22 protein-coding genes and 1 pseudogene are annotated in these 21609 nt (G+C 30.3%); 22 read left to right on the top strand and 1 reads right to left on the bottom strand.

Translation table 11 applies throughout. The features are described 5' to 3' along the window. Nucleotides 1-150 precede the first annotated feature (150 nt). The 20 genes from BUB33_RS16375 (at nucleotide 151) to BUB33_RS10460 (ending at nucleotide 18716) form a co-directional block, all read left to right on the top strand. On the top strand, nucleotides 151-327 hold the full coding sequence (locus tag BUB33_RS16375) for a hypothetical protein (RefSeq protein ID WP_172463212.1): 177 nt from the start codon (nucleotides 151-153) through the stop codon (nucleotides 325-327). Nucleotides 328-409: 82 nt separating this feature from the next. Next, nucleotides 410-598: a hypothetical protein gene (locus BUB33_RS10550; RefSeq protein ID WP_072976234.1), complete on the top strand. Its 189-nt coding sequence runs from the start codon at nucleotides 410-412 to the stop codon at nucleotides 596-598. A 360-nt stretch (nucleotides 599-958) separates the two neighbouring features. After that, on the top strand, nucleotides 959-1201 hold the full coding sequence (locus tag BUB33_RS10545) for a MerR family transcriptional regulator (protein WP_072976233.1): 243 nt from the start codon (nucleotides 959-961) through the stop codon (nucleotides 1199-1201). 435 nt (nucleotides 1202-1636) lie between these two features. After that, nucleotides 1637-2332 (top strand): hypothetical protein, encoded by a 696-nt coding sequence (locus BUB33_RS10540; protein WP_072976232.1) that lies wholly within the window; start codon nucleotides 1637-1639, stop codon nucleotides 2330-2332. 31 nt (nucleotides 2333-2363) lie between these two features. Then, nucleotides 2364-3491 (top strand): hypothetical protein, encoded by a 1128-nt coding sequence (locus tag BUB33_RS10535; protein ID WP_072976231.1) that lies wholly within the window; start codon nucleotides 2364-2366, stop codon nucleotides 3489-3491. Nucleotides 3492-3887: 396 nt separating this feature from the next. After that, complete coding sequence (locus tag BUB33_RS10530) at nucleotides 3888-5069, top strand: MBL fold metallo-hydrolase (protein WP_084725378.1); 1182 nt, start codon at nucleotides 3888-3890, stop codon at nucleotides 5067-5069. Continuing rightward, on the top strand, nucleotides 5059-5808 hold the full coding sequence (locus tag BUB33_RS10525) for a S1 family peptidase (protein WP_072976229.1): 750 nt from the start codon (nucleotides 5059-5061) through the stop codon (nucleotides 5806-5808). The genes BUB33_RS10530 and BUB33_RS10525 overlap by 11 nt, the downstream gene beginning before the upstream one ends. Next, nucleotides 5805-7997, top strand: a complete 2193-nt coding sequence (locus BUB33_RS10520) for an NACHT domain-containing protein (protein WP_072976228.1) — start codon at nucleotides 5805-5807, stop codon at nucleotides 7995-7997. The genes BUB33_RS10525 and BUB33_RS10520 overlap by 4 nt, the downstream gene beginning before the upstream one ends. Then, nucleotides 7997-8422, top strand: a complete 426-nt coding sequence (locus BUB33_RS10515; protein ID WP_072976227.1) for a hypothetical protein — start codon at nucleotides 7997-7999, stop codon at nucleotides 8420-8422. The genes BUB33_RS10520 and BUB33_RS10515 overlap by 1 nt, the downstream gene beginning before the upstream one ends. After that, nucleotides 8419-8814, top strand: coding sequence for a hypothetical protein (locus BUB33_RS10510; RefSeq protein ID WP_072976226.1), 396 nt, complete (start codon nucleotides 8419-8421; stop codon nucleotides 8812-8814). Before BUB33_RS10515 ends, BUB33_RS10510 begins: the two co-directional genes overlap by 4 nt. A gap of 2 nt (nucleotides 8815-8816) precedes the next feature. After that, nucleotides 8817-9875, top strand: coding sequence for a radical SAM/SPASM domain-containing protein (locus BUB33_RS10505; RefSeq protein ID WP_072976225.1), 1059 nt, complete (start codon nucleotides 8817-8819; stop codon nucleotides 9873-9875). A 542-nt stretch (nucleotides 9876-10417) separates the two neighbouring features. Then, nucleotides 10418-10867 (top strand): RNA polymerase sigma factor, encoded by a 450-nt coding sequence (locus tag BUB33_RS10500; protein WP_072976224.1) that lies wholly within the window; start codon nucleotides 10418-10420, stop codon nucleotides 10865-10867. Nucleotides 10868-11050: 183 nt separating this feature from the next. Further along, complete coding sequence (locus BUB33_RS10495; RefSeq protein WP_072976223.1) at nucleotides 11051-11566, top strand: DUF4367 domain-containing protein; 516 nt, start codon at nucleotides 11051-11053, stop codon at nucleotides 11564-11566. Nucleotides 11567-11928: 362 nt separating this feature from the next. Beyond that, nucleotides 11929-13041 (top strand): C47 family peptidase, encoded by a 1113-nt coding sequence (locus BUB33_RS10490; protein ID WP_072976222.1) that lies wholly within the window; start codon nucleotides 11929-11931, stop codon nucleotides 13039-13041. A 38-nt stretch (nucleotides 13042-13079) separates the two neighbouring features. After that, nucleotides 13080-13424, top strand: coding sequence for a hypothetical protein (locus BUB33_RS10485; RefSeq protein WP_159429185.1), 345 nt, complete (start codon nucleotides 13080-13082; stop codon nucleotides 13422-13424). Nucleotides 13425-13998: 574 nt separating this feature from the next. Next, entirely contained in the window at nucleotides 13999-14439 is a 441-nt protein-coding gene (locus BUB33_RS10480) for a hypothetical protein (RefSeq protein ID WP_072976220.1), read from the top strand. A gap of 306 nt (nucleotides 14440-14745) precedes the next feature. Further along, entirely contained in the window at nucleotides 14746-15855 is a 1110-nt protein-coding gene (locus BUB33_RS10475; protein ID WP_072976219.1) for an amidase domain-containing protein, read from the top strand. Between the two features lie 271 nt (nucleotides 15856-16126). Then, a complete protein-coding gene (locus BUB33_RS10470) occupies nucleotides 16127-16609 on the top strand; it encodes a hypothetical protein (RefSeq protein ID WP_072976218.1) in 483 nt (160 codons plus the stop codon). 189 nt (nucleotides 16610-16798) lie between these two features. Continuing rightward, the gene (locus BUB33_RS10465; RefSeq protein WP_072976217.1) at nucleotides 16799-17410 is read left to right on the top strand and encodes a C39 family peptidase; all 612 of its coding nucleotides are present in this window, start codon (nucleotides 16799-16801) and stop codon (nucleotides 17408-17410) included. Nucleotides 17411-17531: 121 nt separating this feature from the next. Continuing rightward, nucleotides 17532-18716 (top strand): hypothetical protein, encoded by a 1185-nt coding sequence (locus BUB33_RS10460; protein ID WP_072976216.1) that lies wholly within the window; start codon nucleotides 17532-17534, stop codon nucleotides 18714-18716. A gap of 376 nt (nucleotides 18717-19092) precedes the next feature. On the opposite strand, the pseudogene BUB33_RS10455 reads toward BUB33_RS10460, so the two are convergent. Then, nucleotides 19093-20039: pseudogene (locus BUB33_RS10455) on the bottom strand (IS3 family transposase). Between the two features lie 643 nt (nucleotides 20040-20682). On the opposite strand from BUB33_RS10455, the gene BUB33_RS10445 reads away from it, so the two are divergent. Together BUB33_RS10445 and BUB33_RS16910 are read left to right on the top strand one after the other, a co-directional pair. Continuing rightward, nucleotides 20683-21432, top strand: coding sequence for a M20 metallopeptidase family protein (locus BUB33_RS10445; protein WP_200778189.1), 750 nt, complete (start codon nucleotides 20683-20685; stop codon nucleotides 21430-21432). After that, nucleotides 21344-21609: peptidase dimerization domain-containing protein (locus BUB33_RS16910; protein ID WP_200778188.1), on the top strand; the 266-nt coding region annotated here is incomplete at its 3' end. The genes BUB33_RS10445 and BUB33_RS16910, both read left to right, overlap by 89 nt.

Raw genomic sequence — 21609 nt, 5'->3', positions numbered from 1 at the left:
TTTTTTCCATATTCATTATAACCTTATAAATAGAGAAAGATAAGTGATCCGAAAACTAGAATTATAAGAAATAAAACATAGATGAAAATTTACCACCAAGGGGATACCGGCTTCCTGCGACATCATTATTGACCACTCAAGGCACGTGGAATGCGTAATAGGAATGCAAAGGATAGATACGTAGAAATCCTTAATTTCCAACACTTTACGAACTATGTTACTTTTACTAAAGATGGTGATGATTTTAGAAATAAGGAATTGAAAAATAAAATTGAAGTATCAGTAGTTTTAGATATGGAGTGTGTAGATATGTTGATACATGATTAAATCAAGATATTCAGCAATATTTATACCATGTAATGCTAAGTAAAATTAAATTAAATATAAATAGAAAAGGCCGTTTTCTTTATTGGAAAATAAAGTAAGTGGTTTTTCTGTACCCAAAATTGAAAGGAGGAAGAAATTTGAATGCAAAAATTATTGCCATATAAAAACTCTTTTTAATGCTGTGAAGGAGGGCATACTTATGGTAACACTTGCCTTAATTTCAAAGCACAAGATAATACATGCAATAAAAAATAGAAACCCTATAGTATGAACTAAAGAGTTCCTATAAGTGGTGTCGATGATCGGGTTCGAACCGGCACGGTGTTACCACAGATGGATTTTGAGTTTTACAGTTCATTCCGAAGTATTTGGAATCTAGTGGAATGGATTGGAACTTAGAACTCGTAAAACCCGCATGAAATCAAGCAAGTTTAAGCGTGATAAGGATATTTTATTATAATTACAAGACATAGAAGAATATATGATTTGGCAAGGAAAAATCTCATTGGAGGGGTATTAGGAGGGATATGGAGGGATTGTCATTATCTATTGCAAATTGAGGCATAGTAAATTTTAGATTACGCAGTCAGCATCTATCACTGACAATATGATTATAAGGAGCTGACTTAAAATGAGAGATAAACAATATTATCGTGAAAGGTTTAAAGAGTATCCTGATGTCGTAACTCTTGAACAATTTAGAGAAATGCTAGGTGGTATTGGAGATGGTACCGCAAGGAAGCTTATGAGAGCAGGGAGAGTTAAGCACTTTTATATAAGAGATACTTATATGATACCCAAAGAATATGTAATTGAGTATGTTACAGGAGAACACTATGAAGAATATAAGAATGCCTTAAAAGTTCAAATATAGATTGTGGATTATAGGATGTTCAGAAGTGGACATCCTATTTCATGTTCAGAATAGAAATGGGAAAATATATATTCCTTTGTTAAACCTGAAAAAGTTTGAAGTGATGAACTGAAGGTGTCAGTGTAGATATCCAAAATCCAGTTCCATCTTAGATGATTATGGAAATATCTTGATAAAAGATGTATAATTAGGCTGAGTGTATAAGAAAATAATCTGTTTGATGTTAAATTTAAATAGCATGAAAGTTAAAAAATATTAGGATACAAAAATATCTTTATTGTTTCATTAAAGCAGAAAATGATTTATGTATTAAATTACCTGATGAGAAATTTCAGATGATGATATAATAAATACAATTGTATTATATAAAGGAATTAAATATAAAAAAGTTGAGAGAAGAGTTAAATTTCGGAAAGACAAAATTAGGGTGAGAAAATGGAAAGATGGACTATTGTGTTAATTGTTTTAGGAATTTCAATTATTGGTTTTGGAGAGATAGTATTTAGTTATAAAAATTTAATGGTTAAGAAAAATTTTTCTATTGAATTTATTAATAAGTATAGAGAATTTGGGACTGGATTATTTCAAAGAAATCTGAATGAGGAGTTATACCAATGGCTTAGACTAAAATGTTCTAGAATGCAAACTATAATGGGTTCTTATGGAATTGCAAGTATATATCAGCCACCATTTTCTAATGTCATTTATAAAAATCATCAAATTATAGTTAATGGTTTATCAGAGATAAGAAAAGAATATTCAATGCTAGATGAGTTTGGCAGTAGTTTGACATATAGAAACTTAGAAGAAATGGTTAGGATGATAGATGATTGTATAATACTATACATTGGAGCATTGGAAGACCTGGAACAAGATTTGATTTCCGAAATGAAAAATCCGTTAGTATGGTTTAGAGAAGGAATGAGGTTTATAGTTTTACTACCTATATCTTTCCTTCATTGGTCAGGATTAATAAATTATAAGACCTATAATAAAATAACTAATAATTTGTTAGTAAAAATAATTACAATGCTAATAACTTTGATTGGATTTATTAGTTCAATAATTGGAATTATTCAAGGATATGATTATTTAGTTATAATCTTCAAGAAAATCAAGGAACTACTATAGGTGAAAACTTTTATACTAGGGGGATGATTGAATGAGTGAAAATTCAATAAAAGGAAATATAATTACATTTAAAGGTACACAAAAAGAACAGCCAGTATTTACAATTAAATTTAATAATTCAGATTTTACCTATGTTAGTACAAGGGGATTGCAAGGAGATAAAAATGAATTAAATGAGCCTTTTGAATTATTACCATCAATATATTGCACTATTAAAAAAAGATGGGATGATGATCTTCAAGAAAGATATTATAATAAATATATGAATTCAAGTAATTTTGTTAAGAAGTTCCCCTTTCTATTAACGATGTTAATTAATAATTATAGGTATAATAATCAAGATATAGAAATAATTTTAGAAATAAAAAACAAAAGAGATAATATAGAAGTATCAGAAGGGATATTTAATGATACTAATTTAATATACAAGAATAAAGATGATAGTTTATATGAAAAAACAAATAAAGATAGAAGTGAAAGTAATTATAATGTATCAGAACCATTAGGTATGTATGTTGATACAGAAAAAATATTTTATCCTCCAGCTATGGGGGGAGGAGCTAATCGATGTATAGTCTGGAATATATTCCAGACATTAAACCTAATGAATACATTTAAAGAAGATTATAAGGCTTTTGATGTTAATACTATGTTAGAGGCTTCTAGTTATAATGAAGAAATTTTAGAATTATGTTCTAATTATGATACTTGTAGTTATATACTTGAAAAGTTTCGTAATGGCACCTATAGTACTTCGGAAGGAATGCATGATAATATTGAGCTAACAGAATATAAAGGATATTATTTTCCTGTTGAAGGTAAGCATAGGGTGTGTATTGCTAAAAGATTTAAAATTCCTAAAATCTATGCCGAAGTTACAGGATGTATTGATATAGAAAAAGGGGAAGAGCAAGAAGATAAACCTTTATATTTAAAAAATCTGAATTTCAATAGCTTTACAGAAGAAGATATTCTAAATGCCCATTATGATGTATTTAAAAACCTAGGACTAGAAGATGACAATATAAAATTTCTTACAGAGCAAGGTTTAACTGATGCAGAAGTAATTGAATACATTGAAAAAACTACAAAGAAATCATTGTTAGAATTATCAAGAGAAGCTTCAGAAGACAAAAGTAAATATAAGTGGGGTAATTAAAGACAAAGATTAAACAATTTTAAAAAGTGTTGTGACTAAATATAAATTGTTGAATATTTCCTAAATAAACAATTATATCATAATATTGTTAAGTGCAACCACCTGTTGATTATATTTTACTATAACAGTGTGCGCTTATACGAAAGGGTTGCCTTTCCAGGTTAGGAGCTAAATTGGTACTAACATAAAAATGCTTCTTTGGATTAAAACTTCGTTTTGTGATATAGACACTAAAATTATAAAGTTTGACTTTGATTATTCCATAGATTATGACTTATGATATTAGCTAATTTTCTTAATAATATTAGGTAGAGAACTATATTTTTTATTTTATATAAACATTTTATGAAAATGATGTATGTTAAATATGTGAATTTATTATAATGTGAGGTGTATATGAAAATAATGGGTTTTAATGCCAAGAATGGTGATTCTACATATATAAGAAGTAATGGTGGTACAAATATTATTGTGGATATGGGATATTCTGATACATATAAGGAATATATTTCAAATAAAATTATAGAAATTGAAAAGGCAGGTGAGAATTTAGATCTATTGGTAATCACACATATTGACCATGATCATATTTCCGGTGCTATAACTTTTCTCAAAGATATTCATAATGGAAGATATAGAAAGAGTACTTTAAAACAAATATGGCATAATTCATATAGACATCTTTCTATGTCCACCAGAGCTAAAGCTAGCGATGAGGACTATAATATAATAAATACATTTTTAAGTCGATTATCAAAACATAACTCCTTGATTACTGGAGCAGAAATAAGTGCATTGCAAGGTTCTACACTAGCGGGTTTAATATTAAAATCTGGCGTTGAATGGAATAAAAACTTTTCATATAGTCCAATTATCGAAGGAGCTGAAGCGGTTATAGGTGACGTAATTATAAAGGCTTTATCACCGAGTGAATACATATTGAACAAACTTAAACGTTATTGGAGAAGCGAGCTACGTAAGCTAAAATATAATTTTGAGTTTGCAGAAAATGAAATTTTTGACGATGCCTTTGAGTTCTATTTACTAAATGAAACAGAAGTAGATGGCAGCACTCCTATATCAGTAGATATTAGAGATAGATTTAATGCATTGCTTGATAAAGGACATATGGTAGAAAGTCAAAACGATACTAGTGTTAGTAATGCTTCATCAATTGTTACTATTATTGAAAGTAAGAATTGTAGGATATTATTGACAGGTGATGCTCATGATTGTGATTTGGTTGAAGTTCTTACGGAACAAAAACAAAATGGATTAAATACAGATTTTGACCTAGTAAAACTATCGCATCATGGGTCAAAGAAGAATAATTATAAGTGGTTACAATTAGTACGTTCCAAATACTATTTAATATCTACAGATGCCAGTAAGCATAATCACCCAGATATAGAAGCCATAATTAACATTATACTAAGTAGTCCTCTAGATAAGAAAATTCTATGCTTTAATAACGACTTGGAAATTATAAGCAAAATTAATGATGATAAGTTGAAGAAAAAATATAACTATTCGATAATGAGACCTAATAGAGATTGGGGGATAGAAATTGAGTTATAAAAATAATAGTCAAGCTATTGATAAATTGAAGAAATTAGTTGTACGAGTGTGTATGATTGATGAACGTGGAGAAGTATTTAAATATGGGACAGGTTTTTTCTTAGACACGGAGCATATCATCACTGCAAATCATGTAGTATCTGATGCATTTGAACCAGAATGCTCAGTGAAAGTATTATACAACCAATCTGGGCAAATTATATCATTAAATGCACAAGCTTTACATCGCAATCCAAAATGTGACTTTAATATTCTTAAAATTGATGAGGAAATATTATGTGATGATGTTGAATTTGTGAAAATGGTACCAAATTCTTTTAGAAAACGAGGATTCTTATATTCTGCTTATGGATTCCCAAACACTAAACCAGAAGGCCACTATCAGAGTGGAATTATTTTGGATGAGAAAATTGGCTTGTGTGATCAGTATTTCATTGATGTATCATTAGGGGAAGGTAAATTGCAAGATTATCGTGGATATTCTGGGTCTCCAGTTGTCTGTAACGGACAATTAATAGGAATAGCAATAGAGCAATCAGTAGGATTGAATGCTGCTCAAAGTATTAAAGTATTAAATGTTAACACATTCGCTAAGAAACTTTCTAAAGATTTGCTAGATACAGACAGCTTTATTTCTGAGATTTTAGAAGTATTTAGAGATAAGTCAGAGAATGAAATTAATCAAAACAAAAAAATGGGAAATATATCCCTGAAATATTCGTTGAACTTGGGGATATGAAGGAGTATCTAAGAGGCTTTAGTGACCCAGTATTATTTTTTGAAAAACATTTAGATTATGTTAAAAGACATAACTTTGAACAATATAATCAATTATTAGATGGTTATGGGATCCAGAGAATTGGAAATATTAAGTGTGAATCAGAGGTAAATTTAAATAATGTTGATAGAATTGCTGATAATATAATAAATCAATTAAATGACATATTAGACTATGTAACCAAACTTCGGGATTCATCTGAAATTCGTAAAAGTGTGCCAGAGAAACACCTGGATTTATTTGATATATCTTATTATGCACATAGACTATCTAGTCTATCGCGGGAAGTAAAAGATAGAATAATGTTATTTGAATCACTTAGAAACTCACAAGTTTTATTAACAGAAAAAGCAGGACAAGGAAAGACAAATTTGTTATGTGATTTTACCGAAAATGTATTACTTAGAAAAAATGTTCCATGCCTATTTATTTCTGCTAGAAGTCTAATAAATAACAATATTAATGCTACTATGTTAGGATATTTTTCATATAACTTTTCGATTGATGATTTATTTGAAGTAATTAGTTATATTTCAGAAAGAAGACAATTACCGTTTGTAATTGTTCTAGATGGTATAAATGAACAAAAAGATGTAATTAATAGCAAGGTTGTTTTATATGACTTTTTAAATAAAGTTAAAGTATATAAGCATATTAGGGTTTTAATGACATCAAGAACCGAATATTTTGAGGAAAAATTTGGTGATATACTGGAAAATTGTCCACAACTAAAGATATTTAATTCCTACAATTGGAAATCACAACATCGGAAACTCAATGTACGTGTATTTGATGGCTATATGGAGCATTTCAATATTAAAATTGATGATATTGAAGATTCTATATATGAACAGTTGTCTACAGATTTTCTTTTATTGAGAATGTTTTCAGAGGCATATCAGGGAACAAAAGAAGTAAAAACAATTATTCCATCTTTATTGCATTTATTTAGGTATGAAATTTTTGAGAGATATTATAATTATAAAAAAGAAAATCTTAAAGAATGGGATTGCTTGCAAGGGGTACTTGATTCAGAGTCAACATATGACAATCTCGTAGATACAGTAACAAACTATATGATAAAGTATATGCAGTTTAGTAACATTGAACGTTCTGTTATAGTAGGTGAAATTCAGAATGATTTACTTGTGAAATTGATTGATGAAGATATAATTTTTAGGGAAGATATTATAAAAAAGAAAGGATTAGTAGAATCCAATCTTGAAGTAATAAACTTCACTTTTGATGAGTTTAGGGATTTTTGTATTGCAAAAAAAATTATGGAAAGTTTCAATGAAGACAATTTAGATGATTATAAGACATTAATAACTGAGTTAACTTCTCCAAATTTAGAAGCGTCTGAAGGAATCCAAAAATACTTATTTTTTGCAAGTAAGAAGTTTCAAAATGAAATATTTACACAATTGATAGAAGAACAAGAATGGTTTCCCAGCATATTTCTTGATAATATCTTTTCGGTTAGTGAGGAGCATATACAAGAGAAAGATGTTGAAGTTATTGTAAGATTTCTGACTAATATCGAAAGTTATAAAAAATATCATTATTGGGTATTAAGGACGTACTCCAGCCTTATAAAACGATATAATACATCAATATACACGAAATTGAATATTCGGCTTCTAGTGACAATCCTTGAGGGAATTTGTGATAGTGATTTTAGAAATTATATTTTTGATATTTTTAAATCGAGCTATGAAGAAAGATATTATTATGATAGTAGAGAAAGTATTTATATAGATAAGTTAATTGAAAAATTCAAAGATTATTATATTAAATCATTTAATAAAAATGTCTTGTTCTTTCTGGGATATTTGAGTTATAGAGACCTATATATTCACGATTTCTTTGACTGGTGTATTGGAGAATATCCGGAGGAAACAATTGCTATATTTGAGGGTTTAATTAGATCAGATAGCGACTTGGAGGTTAAAGTACTTAAAGATATTGTCAGAAATCTAAGTTACTATGATTTTGATTTTAGTAGAAAAATAAGTGAAAGATGGGAAAAGATAAAAGAGGAATGTAAAGGGGATCAAAAGATTAATATAAATTCAAGTGAATATTTCGACTTGGAATTAGGGGAAATCCTCAGAAAGATAGGGATGAAATTTAAAGAGGAGGAAGAGTGATGTTGATTTATCCAATTGATTTATTTGAGTTTAGCAGAAAGTATATAGTGCTAAAGAAAATAGACTTATCAGTAGATTCTATTATTGAATTATTTCTAGAAAAAGCTAAAGTCAGTCAACAAAAATACGCAGGCAAATTGTTATCTAATATCCTTCTAAATTTCTTCAATGAATGTGAGGATTTACAAAATATATATGAAAGGTATTATTTTAAGGAATATGATACATTTGAAGAATATTTATTTAAGAATCTTCTTCTTGATAAGAATGAAATTGAATTTTTGATATCAAAAAAGAAAGTGGATGAAAAACTATACTTTGTAGACTTACAACATGCTGTCACAGACAATGATGAAAACTTGTTTAGATATGAAGAAGTAAATTTTTTAGCCAAAATAAATATGATACTGGAGGAGATTGAATGAAAATAAAGGCAGACTTCGTAACAAATAGTTCTTCGACATCATTTGTCCTTATATCAGATAATGACTTAGATATTGAATTGTTTTATGAATGGTTTGGTATAAGTCCAGATTCTGATTTTACCTATATTTTTGATGAGTTATTTAATGCAATAAAATATGATACACAATTGATTGAAGATGATTTAAATGGAGAATCTTTAGAAGAGTATTTATCAATGTATTATTTAGAGAAAGAAAAGGATAGGGTTGATAGAGCAATTAAAGAAGGGAAAAAGGTTCGTGTAGGGAGATTAAGAAGTGATGAAAATGATATTCAAACCTTTTTTTGTTTGGATTCATTTATCATTGATGAAGATACCGTATATTTCAATGCTTTATCTAATGGGTGGTAATTATGAGGGAAGTTATTTTAGTTAATAAGAAAAAAAGCAATCATTATTATTACTTCAATAAATTAAATGGATTGTGTATAAGAGCTGAATATCCAGGATATGAGGAACCTTTTTGGGCTAAAGAAGGACCAGAGTTATTAGATATTTCAATAACTAATTACTGTGAAAAGAATTGTAGTTTTTGTTACAGGAATTCATCCATTAATGGGCGACATATGAGTCTGGAAGAGTATGAGAGTATACTATCTCAGCTTAAGAGTTCCCACACATATCAAATTGCATTAGGGGGAGGAAATCCAAATCAACATCCTGATTTTATTGAGATTTTAAGGATGACAAGAGAAGATTATGGCATCGTGCCATCTTATACAACTAATGGAATGGGGTTAACAGAAGAAATTATAGCTGCAAGTAAATTATATTGTGGTGCGGTTGCAGTCAGTTATTATGAGCCCGTTGAGGAATTCATTGAAGCATTAATTAAAATTAAGGATATGGGGATTAAGACGAATATTCATTATTTATTAACTTCTAAAAGCATAGGTAATGCAATTAAATTGATAGAAAGTCCACCAAAATACTTAGAAGATATTAATGCGATGATATTTTTAAATTACAAGCCCGTGGGGAAAAAATCTGATGAAAGTCTTCTTCTGAAGCATAGCAGTCGAGTTGAAGAATTTTTCATCCAAATAAATAATCATGATTTGAGAAAATTTAAAATAGGATTTGATAGTTGTAGCATATCTGGTATCGTAAAGTATCTACAATATAATCCTTTATTTATAGAGAGTTGTGAGGCGGGAAGATTTTCTGCATTTATATCTGAAAATTTGATCTTGTATCCATGTTCTTTTATGGAATCAAAATTAAATGGAATAAACTTGAAGGATAATAGCATTTGTGATAGTTGGTTAAAATCAGAAGAATTTGTTGCTTTGCGAGAGTCTATACGTAATAATCAATGTCATGATATTTGTTCATTTGCAGCACATTGTGTAGGTGGATGTACAGTTTTTAAAGAAATAAATTTGTGTGAAAGTACTATAATGAAATTTTAATTATACAAAATAATAAGAATAAATTTTGATGATTCTTATTGGGTGTGGATATGTTTTCAAACTGTATAACCGTTGAGAGTATAATTCTGATGACGTATTGTGGTTCGAGGGGCAAAAAAAAGAGGTTAACCACAACATGTAGTGGTTTGAGGACGATTTTGGAGCGAAAAATGAGCAAAAAAACACCGTTTTTTGACCCCTATTTTTGGGGTGATTTATAGATGACATAGGGTAATTTAAGTGATGACACCCTAAAATGTAAATTGATATAAGGATCTAGGACATTAAGATGAGAATCTTGATGTCTTTTTTTTAAGTATAAAAATGATTGTAATAGCTATCTCGGAAATATTAGTCTAACCGTATATAGTATATTATAATATAGATAACTATAAAATTTACTAAAACAAATTTCCTCAGGCGAAGGGGGGAGAAAATTAGGGACTATTTATTTATCCATGCTTGAAATAAAGTAGGGATTAAAAAACGACAGACATACATGGATTATAAATATGCCCTGATTCATTATGCTATAAAAGAATATGAAAAATCAGGATATGGCTGAGGAGGCAGTACATAATGCTTTTATATCTATCATACAGAAAACAGAAAAATATTTAAATTTGGACTGTATGGATTTCCGTCGCTCAGCCGTTATTATAGTGAGAAACAAATGCATTGATATATTAAGAAAGCAAAAACCTTTTGTCAATAAATCAATAGAGGAATTAGAAATATTTCTTGAGTCAGGCGAGGAACCTGTTGACGAGCAGGTTGTTTTTGAGTCTGAATATGAACTTATTAGAAAGTATCTAAATTCAATTGATGAAATAAGCAAGCAAGTGCTGATTATGAAGTATATCCTAGATATGTCATACAAAGAAATCGGAGAAGAACTTGGCATGACTTCAAAACATGTAGACACGCGAATTATGAGAGCCAAGGACAAAGTCCGTAAGCTTATGGAGAAGGATGTGAGGTATAATGAATAAAAATCAAGTAAGTGATACAGTTTTTTAAGCACTATTTCGACAGGCAATCATTGATGATTTTAATGAAGAAATGGACTCTATTCCAACAAATGAACAACTCGCCAGGATATATTCATTTTCTTCAAAATTTGAAATGCGCATAAAAAAATTTTTACAAAGGATCGTAGAAAAAGCCTTACCAAGATGGTCATTCTTTATAGTAGAAGGATAGCATCAATTTTTATTATTGTATTAGGTTTGCTATTTGGAACATTGCTTTTTAATATTGAAGTCCGTGCCGCGGTTGGAAATGTCCTTGTTGAATGGTATGAAAAATTTACTTCATTTACTTTTAGAGATGATGAAATAATTGGTGAGAAAAAGGAGTGGACTTTGGGATATTTGCCTGAAGGATATGTACAAGAAAGTTATGAAGCTCTGGGGCGTGCCACAAATATGGAGTTTACAAATAATCAAGGTGATAAAATTAGATTTTCTTATGGTCCTGTAGAGAGTATAACAAATATATCTGTTGATAATGAAAATCATGAAATAAATAGCTGTGTAATAATGAATAATGAGGCATTCTCAATAAGTGCTATAGATGATGGGTTTGATAATGGTATTGTGTGGAATATGGAAGGTCATACTTTTAATCTGTGGGGGAGAGTACCAATGGATGAATTAAAGAAAGTAGCAGAAAATACATCGGAAAATTAAACAAATTTAGAATTTGTTGTAGGGAAAATATTCTTTCAAACGTTTATTAAGTGAAGGCAGTTAAATTGTTAGCTTTACTAATATTGAAAGGATGTGATTCCAATGAATATTATAAAATCGGCGGCATATTTATTGGTTACAATGCTTTTTACTTCATAAAGCGTTTCTATCCATTTATTATGTTGCTTCCTTTATTCTAAGGGTAATATGGACAAGGTATCAACAACCCCACAATATGATAAGTACTCTTATCGTATGCAGATAACCATTAAAGATTACAGTGGTAGAAAATCAGAAACGCAAACCGTTACCAGCAGCGAAGTAAATTATTAACAACCAAAAATGAAGAGGAGGAAAAAACTATGTTAAAAAGATTATTATCATTTGTATTAGCAACTGCTATGATTATGTCAACAGGAATTACCGCATTTGCCACCGAAATTACCGAACAACACTCTGATGGGTTTTATGTTACAAGTGAAGAGGTGCCACAAAAAGCGATTGAACATGTGCAAAATTCTATTGGGGGTATGGTTGATGATTTAGCTAACCTTAACTCCGTGAAAGTTGGTGCACCTTTCAAACTATCGAGAGCCTACTATGATTTATATTATTTCGTTATCTATTCAAATGACAGAATAATAGGAACATATCGTGTGTATGAAACTGATGCTGGGTACACAGGAATATTTAGTGAAAACGCTGGAATCATAGAGGGACTTCAAAAAATAGCTGCACTAACATCTCCTGATAATCCTGCAAAAATCATAGCAGGTGAGCATGATGATATTTATGCTATCATTGATTCCAACGTGTACACCGTTCTTGAAGATGCCACTGGTAATTCAACCAGTGAAAAAAACTTGTTATTACAGCCACAAACATATGCTGTGCAATCTCTTGTAGATATTTTAAAAGGGATCAGTTTTAATCTTCCACAAGCGTCCGTTATGACAAGTCCAAGCTATAAATTTCTTCAAATAGGCTGGGATGAAACACAGGGTGATTTGCCTTGGTGCATGGCATATGTTACTGCATCTATTATGCGATATAAAACAGGTAAATCATTATCTACTATAAGTGCAAGAAAAGTAATGGAATGGGCATACCCAAACCTTACCAAAGCGGAGTTAGAGGCTACAGCACTTAGTACCTCTAAAGCTGATGAATATGCGAACACTTATAACATAGACCCAACATATACGGCTTCACGCAGAACATATGCACAAGTTGCAAGTGATATAAAAGCAGACAGTCCTTTAGCATTTATTTGTGACAACGTGAACACCGGGGCAAAAAAATCACACGCATTTGTTTGCAGAGGATATAATGATAATAGCGGAAATCCGTTTTACTCTATCTGGAATCCGTGGTATTCAGAATTTGAGCGAATATTCACAAGTGATAATACCTATGTTAATTCAGCAGGTACAGCAAAGTATTTATGGTCTGCAACAATGTATGGTTGGAATTGATTATTAATTAGGAGCGAGGTAATATGAAAAAGATAGCATTGTTTCTTATAGGCATAAGTATTGTACTAACAATTTCAGGGTGTTCCTCAAAAAAAGACAACAGTAATGAGTTATCTGATTATAAACCTATGCTCTATGTTCAAGATAACTTATATGGTGAAACCTCCGATGTTGTAGATGCCTTACCCGATGGAACAGTTTATATTGGAACAATCAATAAATTGGTGTCACAAAGCGAACCTATGGTTCATGAGAACTTTACGTCAAATGCTTTGCCAGAGGGTAGCGAACTTTATTACAATGAATCCAATCCAGATGTAGTTTATGTTAAACTTCTGGATACTAATCAAGTACGATATTCAAAATATACGATTATCAAATGAATATATTAAACATGATAAGTTGTAAGGGAGGTGTCTTTGACACCTCCCTTCAGATAGTAGGATGCTTTAGTTCAGCAGCTGAGTAAAATGAACTTTGACATAATTTACACATACTTAAACTATTTGATAATTCTGTGTGATAAAATATACATCTCTAAAATTTTGAAAGATTAAGATTGAACAAATTCTTAAATTGAGGTAACCCTAAATATAAAACAATTGGAATATGATGGATACCGATACCAAAGTTAAGTGTCTTAAAAATAGCTGATTACAATACATCTATTTACATCATTAAGGCTGGGAATGAAATCCACAGAGAAGGTTTTCAACCCTAACTTTTTAAGTGCTATAGATAATGGTATTGTATGGAATAATGGAAGGTCATGCTTTTAATCTGTGGGGGCAAGGTTACCAATAGATGAATTAAAGAAAGTAGCAGAAACTACATTGGAAAAAAATAAATTTAGGTTCTAAAAAAATATTTTAAAATTTTTTGTAGGGAAAACATTCTTTCAAACGTTATATAAGTAAGAGCAGAAAAAGCTCTATAAAATGAGAGGATGTGATACCAATGAAAATTAAAAAGGTGGCGACTTTTCTCTTAATCGGAATGCTATTTCTAAATCTAAGCATTCCAGCATTTGCAGAAATGTCGCCAAATGTATCTCAAGACATTATTAGTGTAAAAGTGCCCATAACTCCACAGTGGGAAAACACTAATGATGTTAAGCTTGACTTGTATTTTATAAATGGTAAAGCAGAATGCGTAGGTGTAATTAACGGAATCTCTGGTACCTCAAACATATCTGCAACATTCAAGTTGGAGCGTAAGGGGTTACTTGGGTGGTCACTCGAAAACTCTTGGAGCAAAAAATCAAAAGGAGAATCACTATCATTTTTTGAAACTGATGCTGTTGCAAAAGGCTATACATATAGACTTAGTGTAACTGCAGAAGTGACAAGGAATGGAGTAACGGAAACAGTGAATACTTCAGTAGAAGGAAAGTACTAGTTATGAAATCAAATCTAAGAGGATAAATAAGATTGCAAAGAGTTTTCAAAATTAGATAATTTTTTGACAATACCAAATAACGAGGAAGATGGTTTTATGAAGAAAAAGAAACTCCGGGAGATATTCAAATGACAACAAAAGTGCTACAGCTTAAACAATAACAAAATAGTAATAACTGACTATTTTTTCATACTAACTGATGATGACTACCCGTAATTGAGTATCTAACACTCATTACATTGACAAAATATTGAAAATAGTAGCCACATGACTAACAAAAAAATAAAACAGGAAAGGATGAATATTATGAAAAAAATGAAAGTTAGTTTAATCCTTTGTTGTATTCTCTTAATCTCATCAGTTGCTTACGCTTATACTCCGTCTGAAAATCTCGATGGTCTTGACAGCATCTATCAAGAACTTAGAGAACAGATAATCGAAGATTATTCTGAGATTTACGCACTAGACAACTTTTCGTATGATTACAGCGTGAGAGAAGAAGACGGCATAAAGTATATTGATATAAACATTCATACAGATATGACTTTAACTCGCCCTGCATCTGATAGTCCGTTTATACAGGGATTGCATGATGCATTAGCAAATGAAACAATAGAAGATAATAAAATCGCCATACAAAAGGAAATTGATTTTTATACAGAAAATATAGAAATGTACTATAATAAGCCACACTCTTCAACATTCACTTACACAATAGCTATTAACGAAACACAAGATGTTGGATTAACAAAATCTGATAATAATTACGAATTGTTTTATAGGAATGATACTTCAGAAGAAATCATCTTGATAAGTGTAGATGATTTAGCAGAAGTGGAAAACGAAAGTCTTGCCAGACAAAACGGATATAATGCAGCACAAACAATAGTAAATCAAGTTCAAGCAGAATCAAATTCTATCCAACCTTTTGCATCATTTACTTATAATAGAATAGCAGCAAGAGATTGGGCGAATAATAACGCTACTAGTGCCTCAGAATTTCCTTCAGCAAATGTTCCGGGCACAGATTGCGCTAACTTTGTGTCAAAGGCACTTAATGCCGGGGGAATACCTGAAGATAAAAGTGGTAAATGGTATAGGGCAAGCACTTGGGGTGGCTGGCCGGGTGACAATTGGTTTAGAACAGGATACTATAACAATGGTGGGGTTGTTCCATACATGACTGGTAAAGGGTATTTTTATAAAGAGACTAACGAAAGCAAGGTATTTGCTGGAAGCATAATGAATTGGACAGCAACTAGCCATGTAGCATTAGTGACGTATGGAGATACTGTTAAAATTATGTACGCACAGCATGGTGCAGTAAATAATAAAGATAATGTGTATCGAGATGCCAATGGTGTATATGTTTCAAATGTTAACTTTTACATGCCTTCAACCTCTATTATGAACTAAATTTTCATTTTACAGAACTGTGAAATGAAAGCAAAAGGTGTTTAAAAGGGATTGTTGTATTAAAATTCACTAGGGTTTTGATATAATAATCTAGAACCTTGATTTTTTATGACCAAGATCGAGGGTAATAAATCATTCCTAAATATGAAAGTATTATTTGATTGATAATTCTACAGCCATAATTAAAAAGATATCTGCTTATGTATATGGGTGATGTAGCAAATGTATTTTATGCGACATTAAAATTTATTTTATATAACTGGAGGTTATTATGAAAAAGCGAATAATTGTATTATTTGTTATGGTGTATGTGCTTGCATTAGTGGGATGTACCCCAAAGCAAGAACAGACTGAACCTGAATCCTTAGTAGGATATATAGTTATTGAAGACAATACATTATATTTAGATATAGTTGAAGTGATTACACTTGAAGATATTGAGAGAATAACAGAGCTTGGATTAAACCAGCAAGATGATTTTCCGAACGGGTATCATATTTACAACCCAGATACGGGAAAAGATACGTATGACTTAACAGACGAAACAGTATATACATTTGTTGATTTAAACCTCATTTTTGTAAATGATGAAGATGGTGACAGGTCTTATATCACAACAAAAAAAGAAGAATTTATTCAACATTTGAATACGTCATATTCTGATGTGCCTCCAGCTCAGACTGTTCCTTTCTTTATTGAAGTGAAAGATAATAAGGTAATAAGTATTACAGAAAAATTTGAATTTACAATTTAACTAAATTTATTATGATATGCTCTAGTAAATAGGGGGATACCAATGGTTAATTAAGATTATGATTAGCAAAAGAGTTATTAGTTTAGAAGAATAAAGGTGGATGAACTTTTATGAAAAAATTATTATCAGTATCTTTAGCTTTTTTCTTAATTTTATCATTATAAAGAAAATCCAAAAGATGCTAAATCTATGATTGAAAGAATTATAGATCATAATATGAAGATTTTAAATGAAGAAGATTCTATTAAACCTATGAGTGGAAACGGGACTATTGCATTAATTTACTATCCTGAATTTAAACAAAAAAATTCTTATTACTGTGGTCCAGCTTCTGCTTTGACAGCTATATATGGAATGGGTAAAGAAGGCCAAGTGAGAGGTTCTACTTACACTCCTAAACAAGATACACTTGCAGCTAACATGGGAACTATAAATGATGGGAATGGTACCTATGTTTATAGAATGAGAAATGAACTTAATAAATATTCTACAGAAGTATATGATTATTTTTATGAACCTAGTAAAAGTAGTATGGACAATATAATTTTTGGAAGTTTACTTTCTGATAATGCTCCTATTCTACATGCACAAACAGAAAAAATTGGATATTATAATGGTCACAAAACAGGTCATTATATAACAGTAGTTTTTGCTAATGCAGCTTTCGGATATAGTGAAATTGGAGGATTAGCTGTTATGGATAATAACCCTGATAATGCTTACTATGGTTCTCACAGCATTTCTTTTAATGAAGCCTATAATGCTATTAGAGGTAGATACTTAATAGGTGTTTCATTATAAATAAAAATAATTTAAATTAAATTTTAAAAAAATTAAATATCAAAGTATCTACTTAAATTAAGTAGATACTTTGATAATATATTACTAAATAAAATAATTCTATAAATAGGAGGGTATTTACTTGATAGTTAATCAAAAAAAATTGTACTACATCGTATTTTTTTTGATATTGTTAATGTTATGTTCATTTTTTTTAATTGGATGTAATAATTCACTATTTGACAAATCAGAAGTTATCAATAGATTTACTGATAGAGATATAATAAACCAAACAAAATTCTTTAAGAAAGTAGAAAATAATGATAACATTCCGTTCGATGTTTTTTATAAGTCTATTGATATTCCAGCTGGAGGAGAGCTAGGTGGACTTACAGCTTATGGAAATATATTATATTATATTATCGATTATAGAAACCCTATGTCTAATAATGCATATTCTACAGAAATATATTCATATAATTGGGAAGAAAATAAAAAAGAAAAACTTTATACTATTAATGATCCCTCTATTGTTATAGTTAATGAATTGCAGGCTGATGCAGACAATCTTTACTGGTCTTACTTTGATAAAAAGGAATACCAACTAGTGGAGTTTTCTCTCAATACAAAAACACTAAATCATATATATTCTGCTTCATTTAATCAAATGCCTATTGTTTTAGGACAACAGGGTGATTATCTTTCTTGGTATATGTATGAGAATGTAAAAAATAAATTCAATTTAAATATATATAATCCTCATATTAAAAAATTATCTACTATTAATCTAGACGGAGAAGACTTAAAAGTTGAACCTTATGATAGACCTAGTTTATCAGGATCTGAAGTATTATTACTTCAAAGAAAAGATAAAGATATCGTTTTTTCAACTTTTGAGGAAGAAAGCATACATCACAATAATATTTTTGAGGTTTCTAGTAACTTAGGTAATTGCTTTAGACCTCAAATAAGTAAAAATAAAATAGTTTGGATGGATCAATTGGGTAAAGAAATATACTACTACGATAGAAAAGATAATACATTATCGTATATAGATATTGATCATTTTTATATTTCCATTTTTTCAATGAATCTTATAGAGGATTATCTTTTTATTGTAAATCGAAACTCTGATATAGTTTATTTAGATTTAAATAATAAAACTTATTTTAATTTTTCGGATACTTTTAAAGAAAGTATTTTAAAAAATAGGTTTCCAGGAATATGGGATTATGGTTATTCACATTTTACTAGAGATAAAAAAATTCTTAGTGAAGTTCTATTGGACAATAAAAATAAAGCTTTTATTTGTATAATTGATTATTAAGGGAATAATAAGTGATAATATGAACAATTTTGAGAATATATTACATACTCACAAATCAATTACAAATGGGAAAATATAAATAAATGATATATAAAGAAAAAATAGGTGGCAATTAATATTAATCATGTAGCGCCTACACAAAATATCCATAAAATACGTTACTAAGTAATTACAAAACCCCTATAAAATAGGATATCATAACAGGGTATTCGTTTTATAGGGGGTTCACTATCCCTATGTGGTAGGACAGTTATCGTAGGAGAAAAATAGTATATAATAAATATGCGAGCAATAACGTAACCTACAATTGAATCTCAGAATAAAACGTAAACGGTTATTAATCCCATGGATTTAAAAGTGGATTGTCAACACTTGTTTAGATAGTTTTTTTAAGGTTATGTAATTTATATTCTTTAGGACTTAAATATCCTAATGCCCCATGAATTCTAATATTGTTAAACCAATTTACATAGTCAGCTAACATAATTTCTAACTGTTCTAAGCTTTCAAAATGATAGTTATTAGCAAATTCAGTTTTAAATATCTTGAATGTAGCTTCAGCTACAGCATTGTCATAGGGACAGCCTTTCATACTTAAAGAACGCTTAATTTTGAATGTATCTAGGACTTCATCTATTATCTTATTTTTGAATTCGTTACCTAGATCTGTATGAAATAATGTAATATCATCTAATCTAGTTTTAACCCTTGCAAATGCTCTATAAACTAAAGGTGTATCTTTATTAGGGCCAACACTATAGCCAATTATTTCTCTATTAAATAGGTCGACTAAGAAACATACATAATTCCATCTTTTATTAACTCTAACATATGTTAAATCGCTGACTACAGCTGCGTAAGGTTCATCTGTATTAAATTCTCTATTTAGTTCATTAGCAATCTTTGATTCATTACATTTATCCACATGTGGCTTGTACTGGGCAACTGTATAGTTTGATACTAAGCCATTTTGTTTCATTATTCTACCTATTTTTCTTCTAGATACTATATATCCTGCTTTTTTAAGCTCAACTTTGATTTTTCTTGTACCATAGTTGTTTCTGCTTGCTTTAAAATATCATTATCCATCTTTAGTTGTTGATTTTCTTTTCTTAACCTTATTAGCTCATTTTCTTCTGGGGAACGATTATCTTTTTCTTGGAAAGATCCAGTTGTTTGGCTTCTTTTTATCCAAGTATTAAAGGCAGTAGGTGTTAAGTCATATTCAGCAATAATATCATTCTTAGACTTACAACTTTCGTATAATTTTACCATTTGTTCTTTGAATTCAGGGGTATAGGTTCTTCTTTCTCTTTTTGTCATATAAACTCTCTCCTTTTTCTACTATTAGTTTACATGACCTTATTTTAGTTGTCTAGTTTATAGTAACCTATCCAAAGTTTTTCCTTTTAGATCGAAGTAAGTTAACGGCATTTAATGACGAGATGATAAGCCCGTTTAACTTTTAATACTTGTAGCGTTTCAAACATCCGCCAAGGCCCAGATGGGTTCACATGACATCATTATTGACCTCTCAAGGAATGTTGAGTGCGTGATTCTGATGACGTATTGTGGTGACAAGGCGAAAAACGAGGGATAATACACAACATGTAGTGGTTTTTGGGCGATTTTTTGGCAAAAAAACAGGCAAAAAAGTACCGTTTTTGACCCCTAAAAATTAGGGAAAATATAGATGACATAAGACTCACTATGCTTTTAAGTTACATGCTATGGTTATTCTTGATGGGGTTATTACCAATATTACTATTACTTTAACACCAATGCATATAGATGATCTACAAGAATTATGGGAATCATCTGTTCATAATCATCGAGTTATTGTATTAGCCCATAAGAGTAAAACGAGGGAATAATAAAAACCCTTATCCTAAAAGTATCTGGTTGAATAAAATATAGAGTTCATGTAAAATACTAATAACATAATGAGAGCGGAGGATGTATTGTTTTGAATACTATATTACAGCAGGCAGAACTAATAAAAGAAGAAATAATTGAATATAGAAGAGTGTTGCATAGCTATCCTGAAGTTGGTGAAGAGTTACCCAAGACAAAGGAATTTGTTATGTCTAAATTAAAAGCATTTGGATATGAGCCAGAAGAAATTTGCGAGAGTAGTATTGTGGCTACAATACAAGGTGAGAATAAGGGAAAGACTATTTTGTTACGAGCGGATATGGATGCACTACCCATGTGTGAAGAAACTGACTTAATGTTTAAATCTAAAAATGGTTGTATGCATTCTTGTGGGCATGATATGCATACGGCAATGCTTTTGGGGGCAGCTAAATTATTGAAAGACAATCAAAATCTACTAGAAGGAACTGTTAAGTTAGTTTTTCAGCCTAACGAAGAAGGTTTTACAGGTGCTAAAAACATGATCAATGCTGGGGTATTAGAAAATCCTAAAGTAGATGTTGCCATGGCATTTCATGTTCACTCGGGCACAGCATCGAATGTGGTATTATATGGTTTAGGTACAAGTATTGCAGGATGTAATAGATTTCGTATTCTTGTAAATGGAACAGGATGTCATGGAGCATTACCAGAGACGGGTGTTGATCCAATCAATATTGCAGCACATATTTATCTTTCGATTCAAGAAATTCTTGCAAGAAAAATACCTTGCAACCAGTCCGATTGTTTTAACAATTGGAAAGTTTGTTGGAGGAGATGCTCCAAATATTATCCCAAGTGAAGTAGTTATGGAAGGGACATTGAGAAACTTAGACAAAGAACTAAGTGAATTTGTATTTGATCGTATGAATGAAATTGTTCAATCCACTGCAAAGATGTTTCGTGGAAAAGCTCAGCTTATTGAACTTTCTTCTGTGCCACCATTAAAAAATGATACACAATTAGCCAATGAATTAGG

This window comes from Tissierella praeacuta DSM 18095, assembly GCF_900128955.1.
Classification (GTDB): Bacteria; Bacillota; Clostridia; order Tissierellales; family Tissierellaceae; genus Tissierella; species Tissierella praeacuta.
Note: the sequence above shows the minus strand (reverse complement) of the source record. Positions and strands in the feature narration are given on the sequence as shown.

Coding starts and splice junctions, on each gene's coding strand:
- BUB33_RS10470 (WP_072976218.1), top strand. CDS start 16,127: ATGAAAAAGCGAATAATTGTATTATTTGTTATGGTGTATGTGCTTGCA.
- BUB33_RS10480 (WP_072976220.1), top strand. CDS start 13,999: ATGAAAATTAAAAAGGTGGCGACTTTTCTCTTAATCGGAATGCTATTT.
- BUB33_RS16375 (WP_172463212.1), top strand. CDS start 151: ATGCGTAATAGGAATGCAAAGGATAGATACGTAGAAATCCTTAATTTC.
- BUB33_RS10465 (WP_072976217.1), top strand. CDS start 16,799: ATGATTGAAAGAATTATAGATCATAATATGAAGATTTTAAATGAAGAA.
- BUB33_RS10545 (WP_072976233.1), top strand. CDS start 959: ATGAGAGATAAACAATATTATCGTGAAAGGTTTAAAGAGTATCCTGAT.
- BUB33_RS10535 (WP_072976231.1), top strand. CDS start 2,364: ATGAGTGAAAATTCAATAAAAGGAAATATAATTACATTTAAAGGTACA.
- BUB33_RS10540 (WP_072976232.1), top strand. CDS start 1,637: ATGGAAAGATGGACTATTGTGTTAATTGTTTTAGGAATTTCAATTATT.
- BUB33_RS10520 (WP_072976228.1), top strand. CDS start 5,805: ATGAAGGAGTATCTAAGAGGCTTTAGTGACCCAGTATTATTTTTTGAA.
- BUB33_RS10505 (WP_072976225.1), top strand. CDS start 8,817: ATGAGGGAAGTTATTTTAGTTAATAAGAAAAAAAGCAATCATTATTAT.
- BUB33_RS10510 (WP_072976226.1), top strand. CDS start 8,419: ATGAAAATAAAGGCAGACTTCGTAACAAATAGTTCTTCGACATCATTT.
- BUB33_RS10490 (WP_072976222.1), top strand. CDS start 11,929: ATGTTAAAAAGATTATTATCATTTGTATTAGCAACTGCTATGATTATG.
- BUB33_RS10475 (WP_072976219.1), top strand. CDS start 14,746: ATGAAAAAAATGAAAGTTAGTTTAATCCTTTGTTGTATTCTCTTAATC.
- BUB33_RS10495 (WP_072976223.1), top strand. CDS start 11,051: ATGGTCATTCTTTATAGTAGAAGGATAGCATCAATTTTTATTATTGTA.
- BUB33_RS10500 (WP_072976224.1), top strand. CDS start 10,418: ATGAAAAATCAGGATATGGCTGAGGAGGCAGTACATAATGCTTTTATA.
- BUB33_RS10515 (WP_072976227.1), top strand. CDS start 7,997: ATGTTGATTTATCCAATTGATTTATTTGAGTTTAGCAGAAAGTATATA.
- BUB33_RS10530 (WP_084725378.1), top strand. CDS start 3,888: ATGAAAATAATGGGTTTTAATGCCAAGAATGGTGATTCTACATATATA.